This is a genomic window from Parageobacillus galactosidasius (genome assembly GCF_002217735.1).
GTDB lineage: Bacteria > Bacillota > Bacilli > Bacillales > Anoxybacillaceae > Parageobacillus_B > Parageobacillus_B toebii.
This window is the reverse complement of record NZ_NDYL01000002.1, coordinates 1,706,138-1,722,950: the sequence shown is the minus strand read 5'-3', so window position 1 is coordinate 1,722,950 and position 16,813 is coordinate 1,706,138. Positions and strand designations below refer to the sequence as shown.

Sequence of the window (16,813 nt, the reverse complement as noted above, 5' to 3'; positions counted from 1 at the left end):
GAGGAGCAAGAGATGGAACATCGACAATTACGCCCATTCCCCGACGGCTTTTTATGGGGATCTGCTTCGGCAGCGTATCAAGTCGAAGGGGCATGGAATGAAGACGGAAAAGGGCTATCGGTTTGGGATGTGTTTGCCAAACAGCCAGGCAGAACGTTTAAAGGAACGAACGGTGATGTCGCTGTTGATCATTACCACCGCTATAAAGAAGATGTGGCGTTAATGGCAGAAATGGGGCTAAAGGCATATCGCTTTTCTGTCGCATGGAGCCGCATTTTCCCAAATGGGAAAGGGAAAATCAATGAAAAAGGATTGCAGTTTTACGACAATCTGATCAATGAACTGTTAGCACACAACATTGAACCGATTATCACGTTGTATCATTGGGATGTCCCGCAAGCGTTAATGGATGAGTATGGAGCGTGGGAGTCGCGGCAAATTATCGATGATTTTCACAACTATGCGGTAACGTTATTTCAACGTTTTGGCGACCGCGTGAAATATTGGGTGACGCTCAATGAACAAAATCTTTTCATCACATTCGGCTATCGGTTAGGGTTGCATCCGCCGGGAGTCAAAGATATGAAACGGATGTATGAGGCGAACCATATTGCCAACCTAGCAAACGCCAAAGTAATTCAAGCGTTTCGCCATTATGTGCCAGACGGCAAAATTGGTCCAAGCTTCGCCTACTCGCCGATGTATCCATACGATTGCCGTCCGGAAAATGTGCTGGCATGGGAAAATGCAGAAGAATTCCAAAACCATTGGTGGATGGACGTGTACGCTTGGGGCACGTATCCGCAAACCGCTTGGAACTATCTTGAACAACATGGGTTGGCGCCAACGATACAAGCCGGCGATATGGAATTATTGAAAGCAGGGAGACCGGATTTTATGGGCGTCAACTATTATCGATCACAAACGGTCCAATACAATCCGCTTGACGGCGTTGGCGAAGGAGTGATGAACACGACCGGAAAGAAAGGGACGTCGACGGAAAGCGGAATTCCTGGGCTATTTAAAATCGTTCGCAACCCGTATTTAGAGGCGACGAATTGGGATTGGGAAATTGACCCGATCGGGCTTCACATCGGATTGCGCCGCATCGCCAACCGCTACGGGCTGCCTGTTTTCATTACCGAAAACGGCCTCGGTGAGTTTGACAAGCTCGAAGAAGGCGATATCGTCAACGATGATTACCGCATTGACTATCTACGCCGCCATATTCAAGAAATCCAGCGGGCGATTACCGACGGTGTGAAAGTGATTGGCTATTGTACATGGTCGTTTACTGACCTTCTCAGCTGGTTGAATGGTTATCAAAAGCGGTACGGTTTTGTGTATGTGAACCGTGACGACGAGTCGGAAAAAGATTTACGCCGCATTAAAAAGAAAAGCTTTTATTGGTATAAACAAGTGATCGCTTCTAATGGGGAACAGCTGTAATAGTTTCAAACAAACTAGTTCATTAGACGATACATTTCTTTGGCCAAGCTTTCCAACAAATAAATGACGGGGATTTGTGTGGTTACGTTTGTTTGTTCGATAAACTCTGTATTGACGTAATACGTTAAGTTGTAATCCGATATTTTTGCTAGTGAGCAATGTTTGCGGTTGGTGATGCTGATAATGGTGCTGCCTTTTTCCTTTAGCCGATGCACTTGGGATAATGTATAGGACGTTTCGCCTGATACGGATAATGCAATCGATACACAATTGTTGAAATAGTGGCCGTAAATTGGAAAAAACGGGTCTTTAATATAAACGGAAAACTTTTTAAAAGCCGAAAAATAGCGGGAGCCGTATTCCGCTAAAATGCCGGAGCTGCCGGAACCGACGAAGATGACATGATCGGCGCCAGCGATAGCGGCTGCCGCTTCGCGAATCGTTTGTTGGTAATCGGTTTTTAATGTCCGTTCAAAAAATTCGGCTAACGTTTCCTGTGCGTTGGTGACAAATGAACGTTGGTTTTGTTGCAAGTACAGTTTTAGTTTCGTTTTGAACTCGGAAAAGCCGTCACAGCCGACCTTTTTACAAAAGCGCAAAATCGTCGGCGGCGAAACGTGCACCGCTTCAGCGAGTTCACGGATGCGCATATATACCACTTCATTGGCGTGTTTGGTGACATAGTTATAAATCATATAGTCTAGTTCGGAAAAATTGGCGATTTGTTCAGGCGTAAACATATCAACACCCCAGCTGTATTATTGAGCGAATCGGTGAGAAGAATGTTATTCATCATTATACCATGCGAAGGCAATTTTTCCGAAAGCAAGCAACAACGATAAATAACTAGTCTTTACTAGAGGTTGGCTCAAAAGGGCGTTAAAAGCGATCTTTTCGAGCCATCCTTTCTTTTTTCGTTAGACGGAGTGCGGGAAAAATATGTACAATAAAGTCGTATCATACATGTTTTTGTCAAAATAGGGGGTCGCCCATGCGGAAACGATGGAAGTGGATCATTTATGCCAGCAGCATTGTGGCGCTTGTTGCAAGCGCTTCCTTTACAATCTATTGTGCGTGGAAAGTATATGCCTATCATCAGCCAGGCGAAAGAGAAATTAATGAACACGAAAATAATGCGTATCATTTTGTCCTCGTTCCGGAGGAGCTCGATAATGATTATTGGCGCTTAGTGGAAAAAGGAGCGAAAGCGGCGGCAAAAGAGACAGGGGTCCATCTCGAATATGTTGGACCGCGGCAGGCCAACATTGATGAACATATTCGTATTCTTGAAAAAGCGGCCGCCTCCAAAGTAGATGGAATTATGACACAAGGATTGACGGAAAAAGAGTTTACGCCAATGATTAACCGCATTATTGAAAAAAATATTCCGGTTGTGACGGTCGATACCGATGCGCCAACAAGCAAGCGAACGGCTTATATCGGCACGGACAACTATTACGCCGGTTTTATTGCCGGTAGAGCACTAGCGGAAGATATGCGCGGAAAGGCCAATGTCGCGATTATTACAGGAAGTCTCACCGCCTCTCATCAGAAACTGCGGGTTCAAGGTTTTAAAGATGCGGTGAAGAAAGAAAAAGGGATTCGCATCATTGCTGTAGAAGAGTCGAATATTACGCGCATACAAGCAGCCGAAAAAGCGTACAGCATTTTAAAAAAGCATCCTGAGGTGAACGCGTTTTATGGCACAAGCGCGCTCGATGCCATCGGAATAGCAAAGGTCATTGAACAATTTCACCGAGAAAAGGAAACCTATATTATCGGATTTGATACGCTGCCAGAGACGATTCATTATTTGCAAAAAGGAACAATTCATGCAACAGTGGTGCAAGAACCTTATGAGATGGGATACCGAGCGGTGAAAGCGATGGTGGATATTATCAAAGGAAATGATGTTCCGTCTGTTACGAATACGGAAACAAAGGTTATCCGCAAGCAAGATTTGCCGCTGCGTCCGGCTCGCAACTACGAGGTGAAACATGATTAAAATTCGGACAAAACTATTGTTGTATTTTAGTATTTTTATCCTGTTGCTCAATGGCATTGTCTTCTTTTTATACAACAGCAGCGAAGATATTGTGAATGAGTACGACTACAGCATGCGCCGGCTTTTGCTGTTGAATGAAATTTCTCAACGTACGAATCAATTAGTAGAACAGTTGAATGCTTATCTTACAGAAAAAGATGAACGATATTTGCGAGAATATAACCGCCAATACCGCTGGCTGCAAGAAAACCGCAAACAAGTTGGAGAAATGTTTTCCAACCGAAAAAATGCGCTTTTAGTGGAAAATTATGAACATATGATTGAAAGTTTACTAGAGGAAGGGGCATTGACCGTCTATCATTTTCAAGCAGGCAATATTAGCTTATACTCTTCCCACCTTCACGAAGCGATGAAGATTTCTTCGTTTATTCAAGAGACGACCCTTTCCTTGATTAACAATGAATTAACGACTTATCAACGCTTTTATAATGAAGTGGAAGAGCGGAATCGCTATTTCCGCTACATGGGGATCGGATTGTTCATGACGACGCTTTTGCTTGGCGTTCTTTTAGCAGTATGGTTTTCCGGAGGCATCACCAAGCCGATCGCGCGTCTTTCGCGTGCCGCTCGGGAAATTGCAAGCGGGAAGTTGGATGGTCCCGATGTCATTAGCACAACCAATGATGAATTAAAGTTATTAACCCATACATTTAACGATATGCGCCGCAATCTAAAGCGGCTGATCGAGGAAATGAAGAAAAAGTCCGAACTCGATCAGCTTGTAAAAGAATTAGAGTTAAAAAGTTTGCAAAGCCAAATCAATCCTCACTTTTTATTTAACACGTTAAACGTTGTTGCAAAAATGGCGTATCTAGAAGAGGCAAACCAAACATCGCGGCTGATTGAAGCGATTGCCGCTATTTTACGATATAATTTAGGAGATTTGCAGCGTACGGTAACATTAGCAGATGAAGTCCATATCGCAAGGGAATACTTTTTTATCCAACAGACACGCTTTTTTGACCGAATTAAATTTTCGATGGATGTCGATAAACAATGTTTGCCATTGCCCATTCCGCCTCTAACCTTGCAGCCGCTTATTGAAAATGCCTTTATCCACGGAATCGAATCTTATGAAAAAGGAGCGGAGATTTCGTTAAAAGTAGAAAAAAGGAACAAACGCGTCATCATCGAAGTAAGGGACAACGGCGTCGGGATGAGCGAAGAAACGAAAGAAAAATTAATGGCTTTTATAAAGGGACAAGAAGACGGCTCTGCTTCGAATGGAAAAAAACGCGGACACTCCACCAGCATCGGTATACGCAACGTCATTCGCCGGCTTCAGCTTTTTTATGGGATACAAGATGTGATGGAGATTGAGTCAACGGTTGGGGAAGGAACAACGGTTCGTCTGCTTTTGCCAATGACAAAAGGGGGTGGAAGCGAATGAAAATTGCCGTTGTGGATGATGAAGCGTTGGAGAGAAAAGCATTGCAAAAAATGATTCGCGACCATCTTCCGAATATGGAAGTAGTCGCGGAAGCTGCCAATGGACGCGAGGCGGTGGAGGTCGCCGACGAATATAATCCAGACGTTATGTTGATTGATATTAAAATGCCTGGAATCGACGGGCTGGAAGCGATTGAGCTTATTCGCCGAAATCACCCTGACATGAAGTTTATTATCGTATCCGCGTTTGATACGTTTGACTACGCAAAACAAGCAATGAGGCAAGGGGTAAAGGAGTATTTATTAAAACCGAGCCGAAAGGAAGAAGTGATTAGCGCGCTAAGGCGAGTGTATGACGAATTAATGGAAGAGCGGAAGAAAGAAGAAGAAAACAAGGAATTGCAACAACGAGTGCACCAATTGCAAAAGCTTGTAGAAAAAGAATGGTTATCAGTGCTGATGCTCGAAGAAGTTTCTTCAGAGGAATGGAAACAATGGGAGACGCTGTTTCCATTCTCCATTGACTCGGGAATGTTTATGGTGATTCAATTTCCTAGCGGCGGAAAAAAAGAGGTATGGAAACAGTGGGTAGAACAGGTGCTTTTAGAAAAGGCGGCGACATATTACGTCATTGGAAGAATCATCGATGGACAAATGCCGATTTTGTTTTTTACGGATATTCCCGAGAAAACATGGAAGCCAATGATACAATCCCTTGCCCATGACCTTGTTCAACAGTTTGAAAAACAATATGAAGAAACACTTTATATCGGTCTTGGTTCTCCGGCATCCCAGCTAGAGGGATTGCGCCGTTCCTATTATGAAGCGCTCGCTGCTGTACAATATTATGCATCGCAAAAAAAGGCAAAGAGCGGTTTTCTGCCGAAGAAAGCGGTGCTCGCATCGGCGGCCATCGATCAAACGGAAAGAGAAAAACGACTGTTTGATGTGGTGCGTGAAGGTGATTTCCAACAAGCATTAACACAATGTTTATCTTATATCGAAGAGATGGCTGTTCATCATCCGTTTCATGTAGTGAAACAGAAAATGGAGGAAACGTTTATTTTGCTTGGGCGCATGTTAACCGATTTCGGTATTTCGTATGAGCGGACCACCACTTTTCATTCGTGCAGTTCCTTGGAGAAATTGAAAAGAACAGCAACAGAGCAGCTTCAGCACATGGTACATTATATACAAGCATGGCGGCATCAGCAGGCAAATGGAAAGATTGGCAAGGCGAAAGATTATATTGACGAGCATTACCATCATCCGCTGACACTCGAAGAAGTGGCGGAATATGTCGGCATCAGCCCATACTATTTTAGCAAACTATTTAAAGACCGCTTCGGAATGACGTTTATTGACTACGTAACCGAAGTGCGCATCGCGCGCGCGAAAAAGGAAATGGCAGATCCAAATAAAAGTCTAAAAGAAATTTGTTTTCTTGTCGGCTACAATGATCCGAACTATTTTAGCCGCGTTTTTAAAAAACATACCGGAATGTCTCCTACCGAATATCGGAAAAAGCTCCACTTCGCCACTTGATGGTGATGAGGAGCTTTTTATCTATGGACAAAAAAGTGAAGAAGATCGCAAAAAAGTGCAGAGATTTGTTGGCTGAAATGATGAAAAAACATGTTACATTCATTATTGAAAGGGTTTTCATGATAAAGAAAAGGGGGAGGAAACGTGAAGAAAAAAGGATTATGGTTGTCCTTAGCATTAACGTTCAGCTTGGCGTTAGCTGGCTGTAATTCCGATTCCAATTCCGCATCCAACAATAACAATAAAGAGGATCAAGGCGGAAGCAAAGGACACGAAAAGCTTGAAATATTCAGCTGGTGGACTGGCGCCGGAGAAGAAGATGGATTAAAAGCGTTAATTAAATTGTTTCAAGAAAAATATCCAGATATACCAGTAGAAAATGCCGCAGTAGCAGGCGGTGCCGGAACGAATGCGAAAGCGGTGTTGGCAAGCCGCATGCAAGGAAACGATCCTCCTGCGACATTCCAAGTGCACGGCGGCGCTGAGTTGAATGAAGGATGGGTAGCTGCCGGTAAAATGGAACCGCTCAACGATTTGTATGAAAAAGAAGGTTGGATGGATAAGTTTCCAAAATCATTGATCGACATGGTCAGCAAAGACGGGAAAATTTATTCCGTTCCTGTGAATATTCACCGCGGCAATGTGCTTTGGTATAACAAAAAAATCTTTGCCGAAAATGGCCTCCAGCCGCCAAAAACGTTTGATGAATTTTTCCAAGTTGCCGAAAAGCTGAAAGCGAAAGGCATTACTCCGCTTGCGTTGGGGGACAAAGAACCTTGGACGGCAACGCATATTTTTGAAACGGTTTTACTAGGCACGTTAGGGACAGAAGATTACAAAAAGCTTTGGACAGGAGAATTATCGTTTGACGATCCAAAAGTAAAAGAAGCGGTCAACACGTTTAAGAAAATGTTGAATTACGTCAACGAAGACCACAGTTCCCGCAACTGGCAAGATGCCGCTCAGTTGGTCGGAAAAGGCGAAGCGGCCATGAACATTATGGGAGATTGGGTCAAAGGTTATTTTGTGAACGATTTGAAATTAAAAGTCAATGAAGACTTCGGTTATGTGCCAACTCCGAATACAGAAGGCAAATTTATGGTGATCACCGATACGTTTGGCTTGCCAAAAGGCGTGAAAAATCCAGAAGATGTGAAGAAATTTTTATCGGTGCTTGGTTCCGTGGAGGGACAAGATACGTTTAACCCTCTGAAAGGCTCGATCCCAGCTCGTATTGATGCGGATCTGTCCAAATATGACGAATATGGAAAACAAACAATTCAAGATTTTAAAACAGCAGAACTTGCGCCAAGCTTAGCGCATGGATCCGCAGCGCCGGAAGGATTTGTGACAAAAGTCAACCAAGCAGTCAATATTTTCGTGACGCAAAAAGATGCGAAAACGTTTATTGATACACTTGTATCGGCTTCGTCAGAATTGAAGAAATAGAGAAGAAAAGGGGACGGGAACCATTCTCTTCCCCTTTTCTTGTTACGACAGGAGGGATGGAATATGGAAACAGCAAAGGCAGTATCGGAACGAAGCGTGACAGTCGTTCCAAAGTCGCAAAAAAAGCGGAAATGGACGGTAGACCATTGGCTTGCACTTGCATTTCTATCGCCATCGGTTGTGCTTATTTTGATTTTCGTGTATGGATTTATCGGCTGGACGGGATATGTTTCTCTCAGCAATTGGAATTCCCTTGTACCTGACTTGTCGTTTGCAGGACTGAAAAACTATATCTATTTATTTCATGATTTCCGTTTTCAAGCCGATTTGCGGAATACACTTGTCTTTACGGTCTTGTTCATCGGTATCGTGATTGTGCTTGGACAATTGTTGGCGATTTTGTTGGATCAAAAATTGCGCGGCGAATCGATTTTCCGTAACATTTTCTTTTTCCCAATGGCGTTATCGTTTGTCGTAACAGGGGTTGTTTGGCAATGGCTATTAAACCCGTCAACAGGGGTCAACTTGTTTTTAAAAAAATTTGGATTGGACTCGAAGTGGTATACAGATACAACGATTTTAGGAAGTTTCCACTTAGGGAAAATTGAGTTTGGCGTGCCGGTGGCGATCGTGGCGGTGGTGATTGCCGCTGTATGGCAAATGACGGGATTTGCGGTCGCGATGTATTTGGCAGGATTAAGAGCGGTTCCGGAAGAAGTGCGGGAAGCGGCGCGCATGGATGGCGCCACGGAGTTCCAAATTTATCGTAAAATTATTATCCCGATGTTACGGCCGATTACGGTCAGTGTCATCATCATTATGGCCCACATTTCGCTGAAAATCTTTGACCTGATTTACGCGATGACTGGCCCTGGAGCAAACTTTGTCACAGACGTGCCGGGAGTATATATGTTTGAAACGACGTTCCGCGGCAACTACTACGCAAACGGAGCGGCGATCGCGATCATTATGCTGCTTTCTGTGGCTATTTTTATCGTTCCATATTTGATTTCAAGCCGAAAGGGTGAATCATGATGAAACAACGGACATGGTCACGGGCAGTTTTGTATATCATTTGCATCCTGATGAGCTTATTTTTCTTAATGCCGGTCTATGTGATGCTCGTGACAAGCGTCAAGCCGCTCGATGAAGTGACGCTTTCTGATATGTGGAAGCTTCCGACTGCCTTTGATTGGAGCAGTTATCAGACCGCGTTTGAGAAATTGGCGCCAAATTTTTTGAACTCTATTTATCTCGTTGTTCCTGCAACATTGCTCTCGGCGCTGTTAGGAGCATTGAATGGCTACGTATTATCGAAGTGGAAATTCAAAGGGGCGGATACGATTTTTACGTTGATTTTGTTTGGCATGTTTATTCCTTATCAAAGCATTTTAATTCCGCTCATCCAGTTTTTGCGGGAAATTGGTTTGTATAATACGATTCCAGGGCTTGTATTTGTCCATGTCGTGTACGGCATTCCGATCACGACGTTGATGTTCCGCAATTTTTACGCGGCAATCCCGGATGAAATGATTGAATCGGCGAAAATCGATGGAGCCGGGTTTTTACGGATTTTCCGCTATATCATGCTTCCGCTGTCGATTACCGGGTTTGTCGTTGTAGCGATTTGGCAGTTCACAAACATATGGAACGAATTTTTGTTTGCGGTAACGATCACAACGTCTTCCCAGCAGCCAATTATGGTCGCTTTGCAAAACTTATCCGGAAGCCAAATCGTGCAATGGAACGTGCAAATGGCAGGGGCGCTGCTAGCCGCTTTGCCGACATTGCTGGTATATATGTTTCTCGGCAAATACTTCGTCCGGGGGTTGTTAGCTGGTTCGGTGAAAGGATAATCATGCATGCGGGAAAAATGTTTGTGGAAGATCTTTTAGGAGCTCGCAGGGAGAAGAACTATTTCGATCATGCAAAAACATCCACCAGCAAGAACTTCCTATGTAGCGATCGGTTTGTCGTCGACCTCCAATCGTGCAAAAACTCACCCGCTAATTTTCAGCGGGTTTTATCACTGTCTTAACGCCTTATGGTACAATAAAATCGGAAATCATAGAGATGAAAGCGGGGAGAAGTGCGTGTATCTTGGGGCGATTGAAGCAGGTGGAACGAAATTTGTATGCGCTGTCGGGGATCGTGACGGAAATATAAAAGAAAGAGTGACATTTCCAACGACGACGCCGGAAGAAACGATGCGCCATGTCGTCGATTTTTTTAGCCGATATGAATTAGAGGCGATCGGCATCGGTTCCTTTGGTCCGATTGATTTGCATCCCGATAGTGCGACATATGGCTATATTACAAGCACGCCGAAACAAAAATGGGTGAATTTTAATTTTGTCGGTGAAATGAAGCGGCATTTTCAAGTGCCGATCGGATTTGACACGGATGTGAATGCGGCAGCGCTCGGTGAACGGCGCTGGGGTGCCGCAAAAGGGGTGCGAAGCTGCATTTATATTACGGTTGGAACCGGAATCGGCGTCGGGGCGATTGTCGAAGGGAACCTGCTCCATGGTCTTATGCATCCGGAAATGGGGCATATTCTCATCCGCCGTCATCCGGAAGACACATTTGCCGGTGTTTGTCCATATCATGGAGATTGTTTAGAAGGAATGGCGTCCGGACCGGCGATTGAAAAGCGCTGGGGGAAAAAAGGCGCGGAGCTGGCTGATCGCTCGGAAGTATGGGAGTTAGAAGCATTTTATTTAGCGCAGGCGATTGCCAACTACATCTTAATTTTATCGCCGGAGAAAGTCATTATCGGCGGCGGTGTCATGAAGCAAAAACAGCTGTTGCCAAAAATCCGCCGCAACGTTCAGGAGCTGTTGAACGGGTACATTCAGCAAGAAGCGATTTTGCGCGATATTGATCAATATATTGTGCTTCCGGGACTCGGCGATAATGCTGGCATCTGCGGGGCGCTTGCCCTCGCCGAACAGGCGCTTGCACAATGATCCACTGACCGCTTGTTCAAACAGGCGGTCTTTTTATATTTTTAGCCAAAATAAAAAAGAAGTAGGGACCTACTTCTAATGGTATAAATGTTTTTCCAAAGCTTCTACATCATCTTGGTCGGTCAGTATGCTTAAGGCCCAATGATAAGGGGAGTCATGAAATCCTGCTGGGTCTTGCATTAACAATTTTTTTACATTGGATTGTTCGACTAAATGAATGGCTTCTGTTTTACTCTTTCCGAATTCGGTCATTAGTTCACGAATGATGTGCTGAACCATTACATCAATCTCTTTTTGAAGTTTTGCGTTATCGGCTACAGGCATGTAATCACCTCCGAAATCGTTAGATATTGCACTGCCTTATACGTCAAAACCGCTAACTGGTTTTTATTTTGATACGCACGTATATCATGATAATCTGTGGATTGCAAACCGCCATCTGCTACTGGTCCGTAAATCCAATCATATTGCGGCAAAGGGAGATTTCCTTGTCTCATCATCCATACAAACTGTTTCCAATCATCATGATCATGATTAAAAATTTTATGTTCTAATTTTATCCAATTCTCTGTATTTGTAATCTCAAACTTGAGTACAGTCGGTTCAAAGGTCTTTTTCATTCCAAGAAAATCACGAATCGTAATTCCAGATAACTCGAGCATTGGCTGAACAGGAATAGGTCTTTCCGTTCTACGTTTTGCCCATTCTTTAGCTTGAGCAAAATTCGCAGTCAAATAAAAACCCGATCCAAAATCTGTACTGCCTTTGCGTCTAGGAAATATTCTTATACCATGTTTCATAATGATATCAGCATATAAATGGATCGTGCCATGGTATAAGGGCAAACTATAATCGTAAATGATATGCACAATACAATGACCCCTTTTATAAATTATAACACGGAATTATAAGGCACAAGAAATGTTTTTTGCCATCGCCAAGCAGGCGTTGGCCGATGATCTACTTAACGTTTGTGTACAACAGGAGCTCTTTTTAATTTCTGTGACTGATGGGTCATAATTTATATAGAATCATGTTATAAAATAAGTTGATAAATATATACCGCTGTTTTATAATATTTTTGACTGTCTAGTCATATTATCGTTAGGAGCGAAGTCCAATGAAAAAGGAAACGAATTATCAACGAATTGTTCAATGGCTTCGGCAGCGCGGCGTGCGTGCGGAAATTGCGAAACCTCGCATCTCATTGCCATCGTATCGGCAATGCATCGAGCCAGGTATTTCGAAAAGTTCCTCTTTATAGGAGATGACGGGCATGACAGCAGGCCGGAGAGTGCAATTTATCGAAACAGCGATGAAATTGTTTGCTGAAAAAGGATACCATTCGACATCGATTCAAGATATCGTTGATGCGTGGGGGATTTCGAAAGGAGCGTTTTATCATCACTTTTCGTCAAAAGAAGACTTAATGCTCGCTATCATACGGCACTATTTTGAAAAAATGATGGCAAACATCACCGCCATTTCACAGGATAGCAGTTCAGAAAAAGAGCGGTTTATTCAGCAAATCGCCGCACATTTTGCGAATATGCATGAGCATAAAGACTTTTTGCAAATGATGATGAACGAACAGCTTCCAAAAATTAGCCACGATATTCACCATTATTTATTGAAGCAGTATGCTAACATCTTTTCTTGGTATTGCGACCGTCTCATCGAAGTATACGGAACAGAGGTAGAGCGGTACGTGCTTGATGTGGCGACGATGTTAAACGGCATGATTCGGCAATATATATTTTGTTTCATTTTGCAGGCAAATAAGTTTCATGCCGAAGAATTAGCGCGTTTTCTCGTACGGCGTTTGGATGCGATCATTGCGAGTTTTTCGCATGAAGAATCGCCGATTTTAAACAAAGAAATGTTAAAGCCGTTGATGGAAATAGAAGAAAAAGAACGCCGTGTATTGCGAGAAAAGATCAGCGCCCACATTGCCCATATGCAAAAAAAGATTTTATCGTTTTCACTCGATAAAAAAATACAGCACGAACTTCATGACGCGCTTGATGCGTTAGAAGCAGAGTTAATGAATGAAGAGTCGGCACCAAGGAAATATGTGGTGAAAGGAATTTTATTATATATCGAAAATCAACATATTCCGCTATTAGCTGATGATTTAGCATCGTTGACAGAAGTTATCCAACAATATATGACAGCGAATAGATGGGAGAGACGAAAATGGAAAAAGGAAATGAATTAGAAATGCAGTCAAGCACCATTCGACATCGAACGATATTAATTACTGGCCTTATGATTGCCATGTTTTTTGGAGCATTGGAAGGAACGGTTGTCGGAACGGCGATGCCGCGCATCGTTGGAGAGCTTGGCGGATTAAGTTTAATGATATGGCTGACGACCGCTTATATGTTGACATCGACCACGATCGTGCCGATTGCCGGAAAACTTGCGGATTTATTAGGCAGACGAGTCATTTATGTGACAGGACTCGTCATTTTTATGGTTGGCTCCGCCCTTTGCGGCATGGCGGATAATATGACAGAGCTCATTATTTACCGCGGACTGCAAGGAATCGGCGGGGGAATTATGATGCCGATGGCAATGATCGTCATCGGGGATGTGTTTACGGGAAAAGAACGTGCGAAATGGCAAGGGGTTTTCGGTGGATTATACGGCCTTGCCTCCGTCATCGGCCCGCAAGTTGGCGGTTTTATCGTCGACCATTTAAATTGGCGCTGGGTATTTTACATTAATCTTCCTGTCGGGATTTTAGCAACCATTTTTATTGCGATGGGATTGAGCAAATATAAAACCGAGGGGCCAGTGAAATTTGATCTTGCCGGGATGTTTACGATGGTTGTCGGCGTGGTTAGCCTGCTTTTAGCGTTAACGTTTGGCGGGGATAAGTATGAATGGACATCATGGCAGATCATTGCCTTGTTTGCGGCGGCGCTTGTCTTTTTAACGCTGTTTGTATTTGTAGAGAGGAAAGCGGAAGAACCGATTTTGCCGATGCATTTATTTAAACACCGCACGTTTACCGTATTAAATGGAATTGGCTTTTTAATGAGTGTCGGCATGTTTGGCGCGGTTATGTTCGTTCCGTTTTTTATGCAAGGAGTGGTCGGAGTAAGCGCCACCCAGTCTGGCACGATTATGACGCCGATGATGATTACGATGATTATCGGAAGCGTCATTGGCGGCCGAATCGTTTATAAAATCGGCGTAAAACCGCAGCTGATGATCGGTATGGCCATTATGGCGGCAGGGTTCGGTTTATTAAGCACGATGGATGTGGATACGTCCAAATGGACGGCCACGTTGTATATGATCATTTTAGGACTGGGAATGGGGTTAGTGATGCCGATTTTAACGCTCGCTTTGCAAGAGAGTTTTCCAAAGTCTGAGCTTGGCGTCGTCACTTCCTCAAGCCAATTTTTCCGTTCGATCGGCGGGACGTTCGGAATGACGATTTTAGGGGCGATTATGAACCATCGATCGAGCCAGCTGCTTGACGACCGCCTCATGCCAATGCTTCAGTCGCTTCCGGTGCAAGCAAAAGGAATGGTGGACCGGTTTGCCCATATGATTCATGATGATCCGCAAGGGCTTTATTCGATTTTGCTTAGCCCGGAGGCCTTAGAGAAAATACCGCCGCAAATGAGAGAAACATTTGTGCCGATTTTAAAACAGTCGCTCGTGGATTCGCTTCATTCGGTTTTCCTATTCGGGCTTGTTTTTGTCATTGGTGGAACAGTGCTCGTATTTGGGTTGAAGAATATCAAGCTATCTGATAGACAACAGTTGCAAGAAATGGCCGAAAAGGAAAAACTGCCGCAGAGCTAAACCTCCGCGGCAGTTTCTTTTTGTGGAAGCGATGGGTAACGGTTAGTGGGAGGTTTTTTGCTAAGAAGGAAAATGTGGTGTTGTTGACGGTGTGCTGGTGCGTTTTGTCGCTTTATTTACGAAGCGGTGATCAACTGTCAAACACTTTTGAGCGTGTGTGAAAACGGACGCCTTCTGGACCTTCTAACGAAAACATGCCGCCGCGCCCCGGAACGACGTCGATAATGAGCTGCGTATGTTTCCAATATTCGTATTGCGCTTTCGAAATGTAAAACGGACAGCCGCCGATTTCGCCAAGCAATACATCGGAATCGCCGACGATCAGCTCGCCTTGCGGGTAGCACATCGGTGAACTTCCATCGCAACACCCGCCGGATTGATGAAACATTAACGGTCCGTGTTTTGCTTTTAACTTTTCAATCAGCTCCAAAGCGGCCTCTGTCGCGATTACTTTTGGCTGATTACTCATCGCAATCTCCCTCCTAAAATAAAAAAGATGGATGGCAGGAAAGGCAGCGTGAATGACACGCTGCCTAAAAATTAGAAGAGTCCTAGTTTTTTCGGTGAATAGCTGACAAGCAAGTTTTTCGTTTGTTGATAATGTTCAAGCATCATTTTATGTGTTTCGCGGCCGAATCCGGATTGCTTATAGCCTCCGAATGCTGCGTGTGCAGGATACATGTGGTAGCAGTTTGTCCAGACGCGTCCTGCTTGAATGCCGCGGCCAACGCGATAAGCGGTATTAATGTCGCGCGTCCATACGCCTGCACCTAAGCCATACAATGTGTCATTGGCGATCTCTAATGCTTCGTCCATGTCTTTAAATGTAGTGACTGCAACGACTGGTCCGAAAATTTCTTCTTGGAAAATGCGCATTTTATTGTGGCCTTTAAAGACGGTCGGTTTTACGTAATATCCGTCTTTTAAGTCGCCTTCTAGGATATTACGTTCCCCGCCGGCAAGCAATTCGGCGCCTTCTTGTTTGCCGATATCAATGTACGATAATATTTTTTCTAATTGTTCCGAAGATGCTTGTGCGCCGATCATCGTTTCCGTATCGAGCGGATTGCCTTGTTTAATTTGTTTTACACGTTCTAATGCGCGCTCCATAAATTTGTCGTAAATGGATTCATGAATGAGAGCGCGGGAAGGGCATGTACATATTTCGCCTTGGTTTAAAGCAAACAACGTAAAGCCTTCGATCGCTTTATCGAAAAATTCATCATCTTTTGCCGCCACGTCTTCGAAGAAGATGTTTGGCGATTTTCCTCCAAGCTCCAATGTGACTGGAATAATGTTTTGCGATGCGTATTGCATGATTAGACGTCCTGTTGTCGTTTCGCCAGTGAAAGCAATTTTAGCGATGCGGCTGCTTGAAGCAAGCGGTTTTCCAGCTTCCACTCCGAATCCGTTCACAACGTTGACAACACCTGGAGGAAGGATGTCTTGAATTAACTCCATTAAAACAAGGATCGATGTCGGTGTTTGCTCTGCAGGTTTTAAGACAACGCAGTTTCCAGCTGCTAACGCTGGAGCGAGTTTCCATGCTGCCATTAAAAGCGGGAAGTTCCAAGGGATGATTTGTCCGACAACCCCAAGAGGCTCTTTAAAGTGATAGGCGACCGTATCGTGATCGATTTCGGATAAAGTGCCTTCTTCCGCACGGATGCAACCGGCGAAATAGCGGAAATGGTCGATCGCAAGCGGAATGTCGGCATTCAACGTTTCGCGAATCGGCTTGCCGTTTTCCCATGTTTCTGCAACAGCGAGCATTTCCAAGTTTTCTTCCATACGGTCAGCAATTTTGTTGAGGATTCGCGCGCGTTCGGCAGGGGAAGTACGGCCCCATGCATCTTTTGCAGCATGAGCAGCATCCAACGCAAGTTCGATATCAGCTGCTCGGGAGCGCGGCACTTCGCAGTAAGCTTGCCCTGTCACAGGGGAAATATTTTCAAAATACTCTCCATCGACCGGTGGAACCCATTTGCCACCAATGAAATTTTCATAGCGTTTTTTGAACGTGATCAGTGAACCAGGCTGCCCAGGTTGAGCGTAAATCATCCAAGTTTCCCCCTTATATATTTTTTATATGCGCTTACAAGAAAGCGCATTCAATATAATGAAG

At 44.2% G+C, this 16,813-nt stretch carries 16 protein-coding genes; 11 read left to right on the top strand and 5 right to left on the bottom strand.

The window, feature by feature from the left end; translation table 11 throughout:
* The first annotated feature begins 12 nt into the window (after positions 1-12).
* Positions 13-1,449, top strand: coding sequence for a glycoside hydrolase family 1 protein (locus B9L23_RS18280; protein ID WP_089098359.1), 1,437 nt, complete (start codon positions 13-15; stop codon positions 1,447-1,449).
* Between the two features lie 14 nt (positions 1,450-1,463).
* Here the strand turns inward: B9L23_RS18280 and B9L23_RS18275 are convergent, their stop codons facing one another.
* Positions 1,464-2,189 (bottom strand): MurR/RpiR family transcriptional regulator, encoded by a 726-nt coding sequence (locus B9L23_RS18275; protein ID WP_089098176.1) that lies wholly within the window; start codon positions 2,187-2,189, stop codon positions 1,464-1,466.
* A gap of 251 nt (positions 2,190-2,440) precedes the next feature.
* Here B9L23_RS18275 and B9L23_RS18270 point away from each other — a divergent pair, with 251 nt between their 5' ends.
* From B9L23_RS18270 to B9L23_RS18240, 7 genes are all read left to right on the top strand, one after another.
* Positions 2,441-3,454 carry a sugar-binding protein gene (locus tag B9L23_RS18270; RefSeq protein WP_089098175.1) on the top strand — a complete coding sequence of 338 codons (1,014 nt, stop codon included), beginning with the start codon at positions 2,441-2,443 and terminating at the stop codon, positions 3,452-3,454.
* On the top strand, positions 3,447-4,904 hold the full coding sequence (locus tag B9L23_RS18265; protein ID WP_089098174.1) for a sensor histidine kinase: 1,458 nt from the start codon (positions 3,447-3,449) through the stop codon (positions 4,902-4,904). The genes B9L23_RS18270 and B9L23_RS18265 overlap by 8 nt, the downstream gene beginning before the upstream one ends.
* Positions 4,901-6,448 (top strand): response regulator transcription factor, encoded by a 1,548-nt coding sequence (locus B9L23_RS18260; RefSeq protein WP_089098173.1) that lies wholly within the window; start codon positions 4,901-4,903, stop codon positions 6,446-6,448. Before B9L23_RS18265 ends, B9L23_RS18260 begins: the two co-directional genes overlap by 4 nt.
* Before the next feature lie 144 nt (positions 6,449-6,592).
* Entirely contained in the window at positions 6,593-7,897 is a 1,305-nt protein-coding gene (locus tag B9L23_RS18255; protein ID WP_015865194.1) for an ABC transporter substrate-binding protein, read from the top strand.
* A 63-nt stretch (positions 7,898-7,960) separates the two neighbouring features.
* A complete protein-coding gene (locus B9L23_RS18250; protein WP_089098172.1) occupies positions 7,961-8,932 on the top strand; it encodes a carbohydrate ABC transporter permease in 972 nt (323 codons plus the stop codon).
* A complete protein-coding gene (locus tag B9L23_RS18245) occupies positions 8,932-9,753 on the top strand; it encodes a carbohydrate ABC transporter permease (RefSeq protein WP_062755566.1) in 822 nt (273 codons plus the stop codon). Before B9L23_RS18250 ends, B9L23_RS18245 begins: the two co-directional genes overlap by 1 nt.
* A 237-nt stretch (positions 9,754-9,990) precedes the next feature.
* The gene (locus tag B9L23_RS18240) at positions 9,991-10,866 is read left to right on the top strand and encodes an ROK family protein (protein WP_089098358.1); all 876 of its coding nucleotides are present in this window, start codon (positions 9,991-9,993) and stop codon (positions 10,864-10,866) included.
* Positions 10,867-10,941: 75 nt separating this feature from the next.
* Here the strand turns inward: B9L23_RS18240 and B9L23_RS18235 are convergent, their stop codons facing one another.
* Positions 10,942-11,190 carry a hypothetical protein gene (locus tag B9L23_RS18235; protein ID WP_015865190.1) on the bottom strand — a complete coding sequence of 83 codons (249 nt, stop codon included), beginning with the start codon at positions 11,188-11,190 and terminating at the stop codon, positions 10,942-10,944.
* Positions 11,181-11,735 carry a DUF3990 domain-containing protein gene (locus B9L23_RS18230; protein ID WP_089098171.1) on the bottom strand — a complete coding sequence of 185 codons (555 nt, stop codon included), beginning with the start codon at positions 11,733-11,735 and terminating at the stop codon, positions 11,181-11,183. Before B9L23_RS18230 ends, B9L23_RS18235 begins: the two co-directional genes overlap by 10 nt.
* A gap of 251 nt (positions 11,736-11,986) precedes the next feature.
* Between B9L23_RS18230 and B9L23_RS20660 the strand changes: the two genes are divergently transcribed.
* The 3 genes from B9L23_RS20660 to B9L23_RS18220 are packed head-to-tail and all read left to right on the top strand — an operon-like array spanning position 11,987 to position 14,688.
* Entirely contained in the window at positions 11,987-12,130 is a 144-nt protein-coding gene (locus tag B9L23_RS20660) for a hypothetical protein (RefSeq protein ID WP_015865188.1), read from the top strand.
* A gap of 12 nt (positions 12,131-12,142) precedes the next feature.
* The gene (locus B9L23_RS18225; protein WP_062755562.1) at positions 12,143-13,084 is read left to right on the top strand and encodes a TetR/AcrR family transcriptional regulator; all 942 of its coding nucleotides are present in this window, start codon (positions 12,143-12,145) and stop codon (positions 13,082-13,084) included.
* Positions 13,063-14,688 (top strand): MDR family MFS transporter, encoded by a 1,626-nt coding sequence (locus tag B9L23_RS18220; RefSeq protein ID WP_089098170.1) that lies wholly within the window; start codon positions 13,063-13,065, stop codon positions 14,686-14,688. The genes B9L23_RS18225 and B9L23_RS18220 overlap by 22 nt, the downstream gene beginning before the upstream one ends.
* A gap of 130 nt (positions 14,689-14,818) precedes the next feature.
* On the opposite strand, the gene B9L23_RS18215 is transcribed toward B9L23_RS18220, so the two are convergent.
* Together B9L23_RS18215 and adh are read right to left on the bottom strand one after the other, a co-directional pair.
* Positions 14,819-15,157: a DUF779 domain-containing protein gene (locus B9L23_RS18215; protein WP_033008378.1), complete on the bottom strand. Its 339-nt coding sequence runs from the start codon at positions 15,155-15,157 to the stop codon at positions 14,819-14,821.
* A 71-nt stretch (positions 15,158-15,228) separates the two neighbouring features.
* Positions 15,229-16,749 carry an aldehyde dehydrogenase gene (gene adh, locus B9L23_RS18210; RefSeq protein WP_062677833.1) on the bottom strand — a complete coding sequence of 507 codons (1,521 nt, stop codon included), beginning with the start codon at positions 16,747-16,749 and terminating at the stop codon, positions 15,229-15,231.
* Positions 16,750-16,813 lie beyond the last annotated feature (64 nt).

What these genes read in the sequence shown, in the direction of transcription:
- B9L23_RS18265 (WP_089098174.1), top strand. Translation starts at nt 3,447, where the DNA reads ATGATTAAAATTCGGACAAAACTATTGTTGTATTTTAGTATTTTTATC.
- B9L23_RS18280 (WP_089098359.1), top strand. Translation starts at nt 13, where the DNA reads ATGGAACATCGACAATTACGCCCATTCCCCGACGGCTTTTTATGGGGA.
- B9L23_RS18225 (WP_062755562.1), top strand. Translation starts at nt 12,143, where the DNA reads ATGACAGCAGGCCGGAGAGTGCAATTTATCGAAACAGCGATGAAATTG.
- B9L23_RS18275 (WP_089098176.1), bottom strand. Translation starts at nt 2,189, where the DNA reads ATGTTTACGCCTGAACAAATCGCCAATTTTTCCGAACTAGACTATATG.
- B9L23_RS18250 (WP_089098172.1), top strand. Translation starts at nt 7,961, where the DNA reads ATGGAAACAGCAAAGGCAGTATCGGAACGAAGCGTGACAGTCGTTCCA.
- B9L23_RS18235 (WP_015865190.1), bottom strand. Translation starts at nt 11,190, where the DNA reads ATGCCTGTAGCCGATAACGCAAAACTTCAAAAAGAGATTGATGTAATG.
- B9L23_RS18260 (WP_089098173.1), top strand. Translation starts at nt 4,901, where the DNA reads ATGAAAATTGCCGTTGTGGATGATGAAGCGTTGGAGAGAAAAGCATTG.
- B9L23_RS18270 (WP_089098175.1), top strand. Translation starts at nt 2,441, where the DNA reads ATGCGGAAACGATGGAAGTGGATCATTTATGCCAGCAGCATTGTGGCG.
- adh (WP_062677833.1), bottom strand. Translation starts at nt 16,749, where the DNA reads ATGATTTACGCTCAACCTGGGCAGCCTGGTTCACTGATCACGTTCAAA.
- B9L23_RS18215 (WP_033008378.1), bottom strand. Translation starts at nt 15,157, where the DNA reads ATGAGTAATCAGCCAAAAGTAATCGCGACAGAGGCCGCTTTGGAGCTG.
- B9L23_RS18220 (WP_089098170.1), top strand. Translation starts at nt 13,063, where the DNA reads ATGGAAAAAGGAAATGAATTAGAAATGCAGTCAAGCACCATTCGACAT.
- B9L23_RS20660 (WP_015865188.1), top strand. Translation starts at nt 11,987, where the DNA reads ATGAAAAAGGAAACGAATTATCAACGAATTGTTCAATGGCTTCGGCAG.
- B9L23_RS18245 (WP_062755566.1), top strand. Translation starts at nt 8,932, where the DNA reads ATGAAACAACGGACATGGTCACGGGCAGTTTTGTATATCATTTGCATC.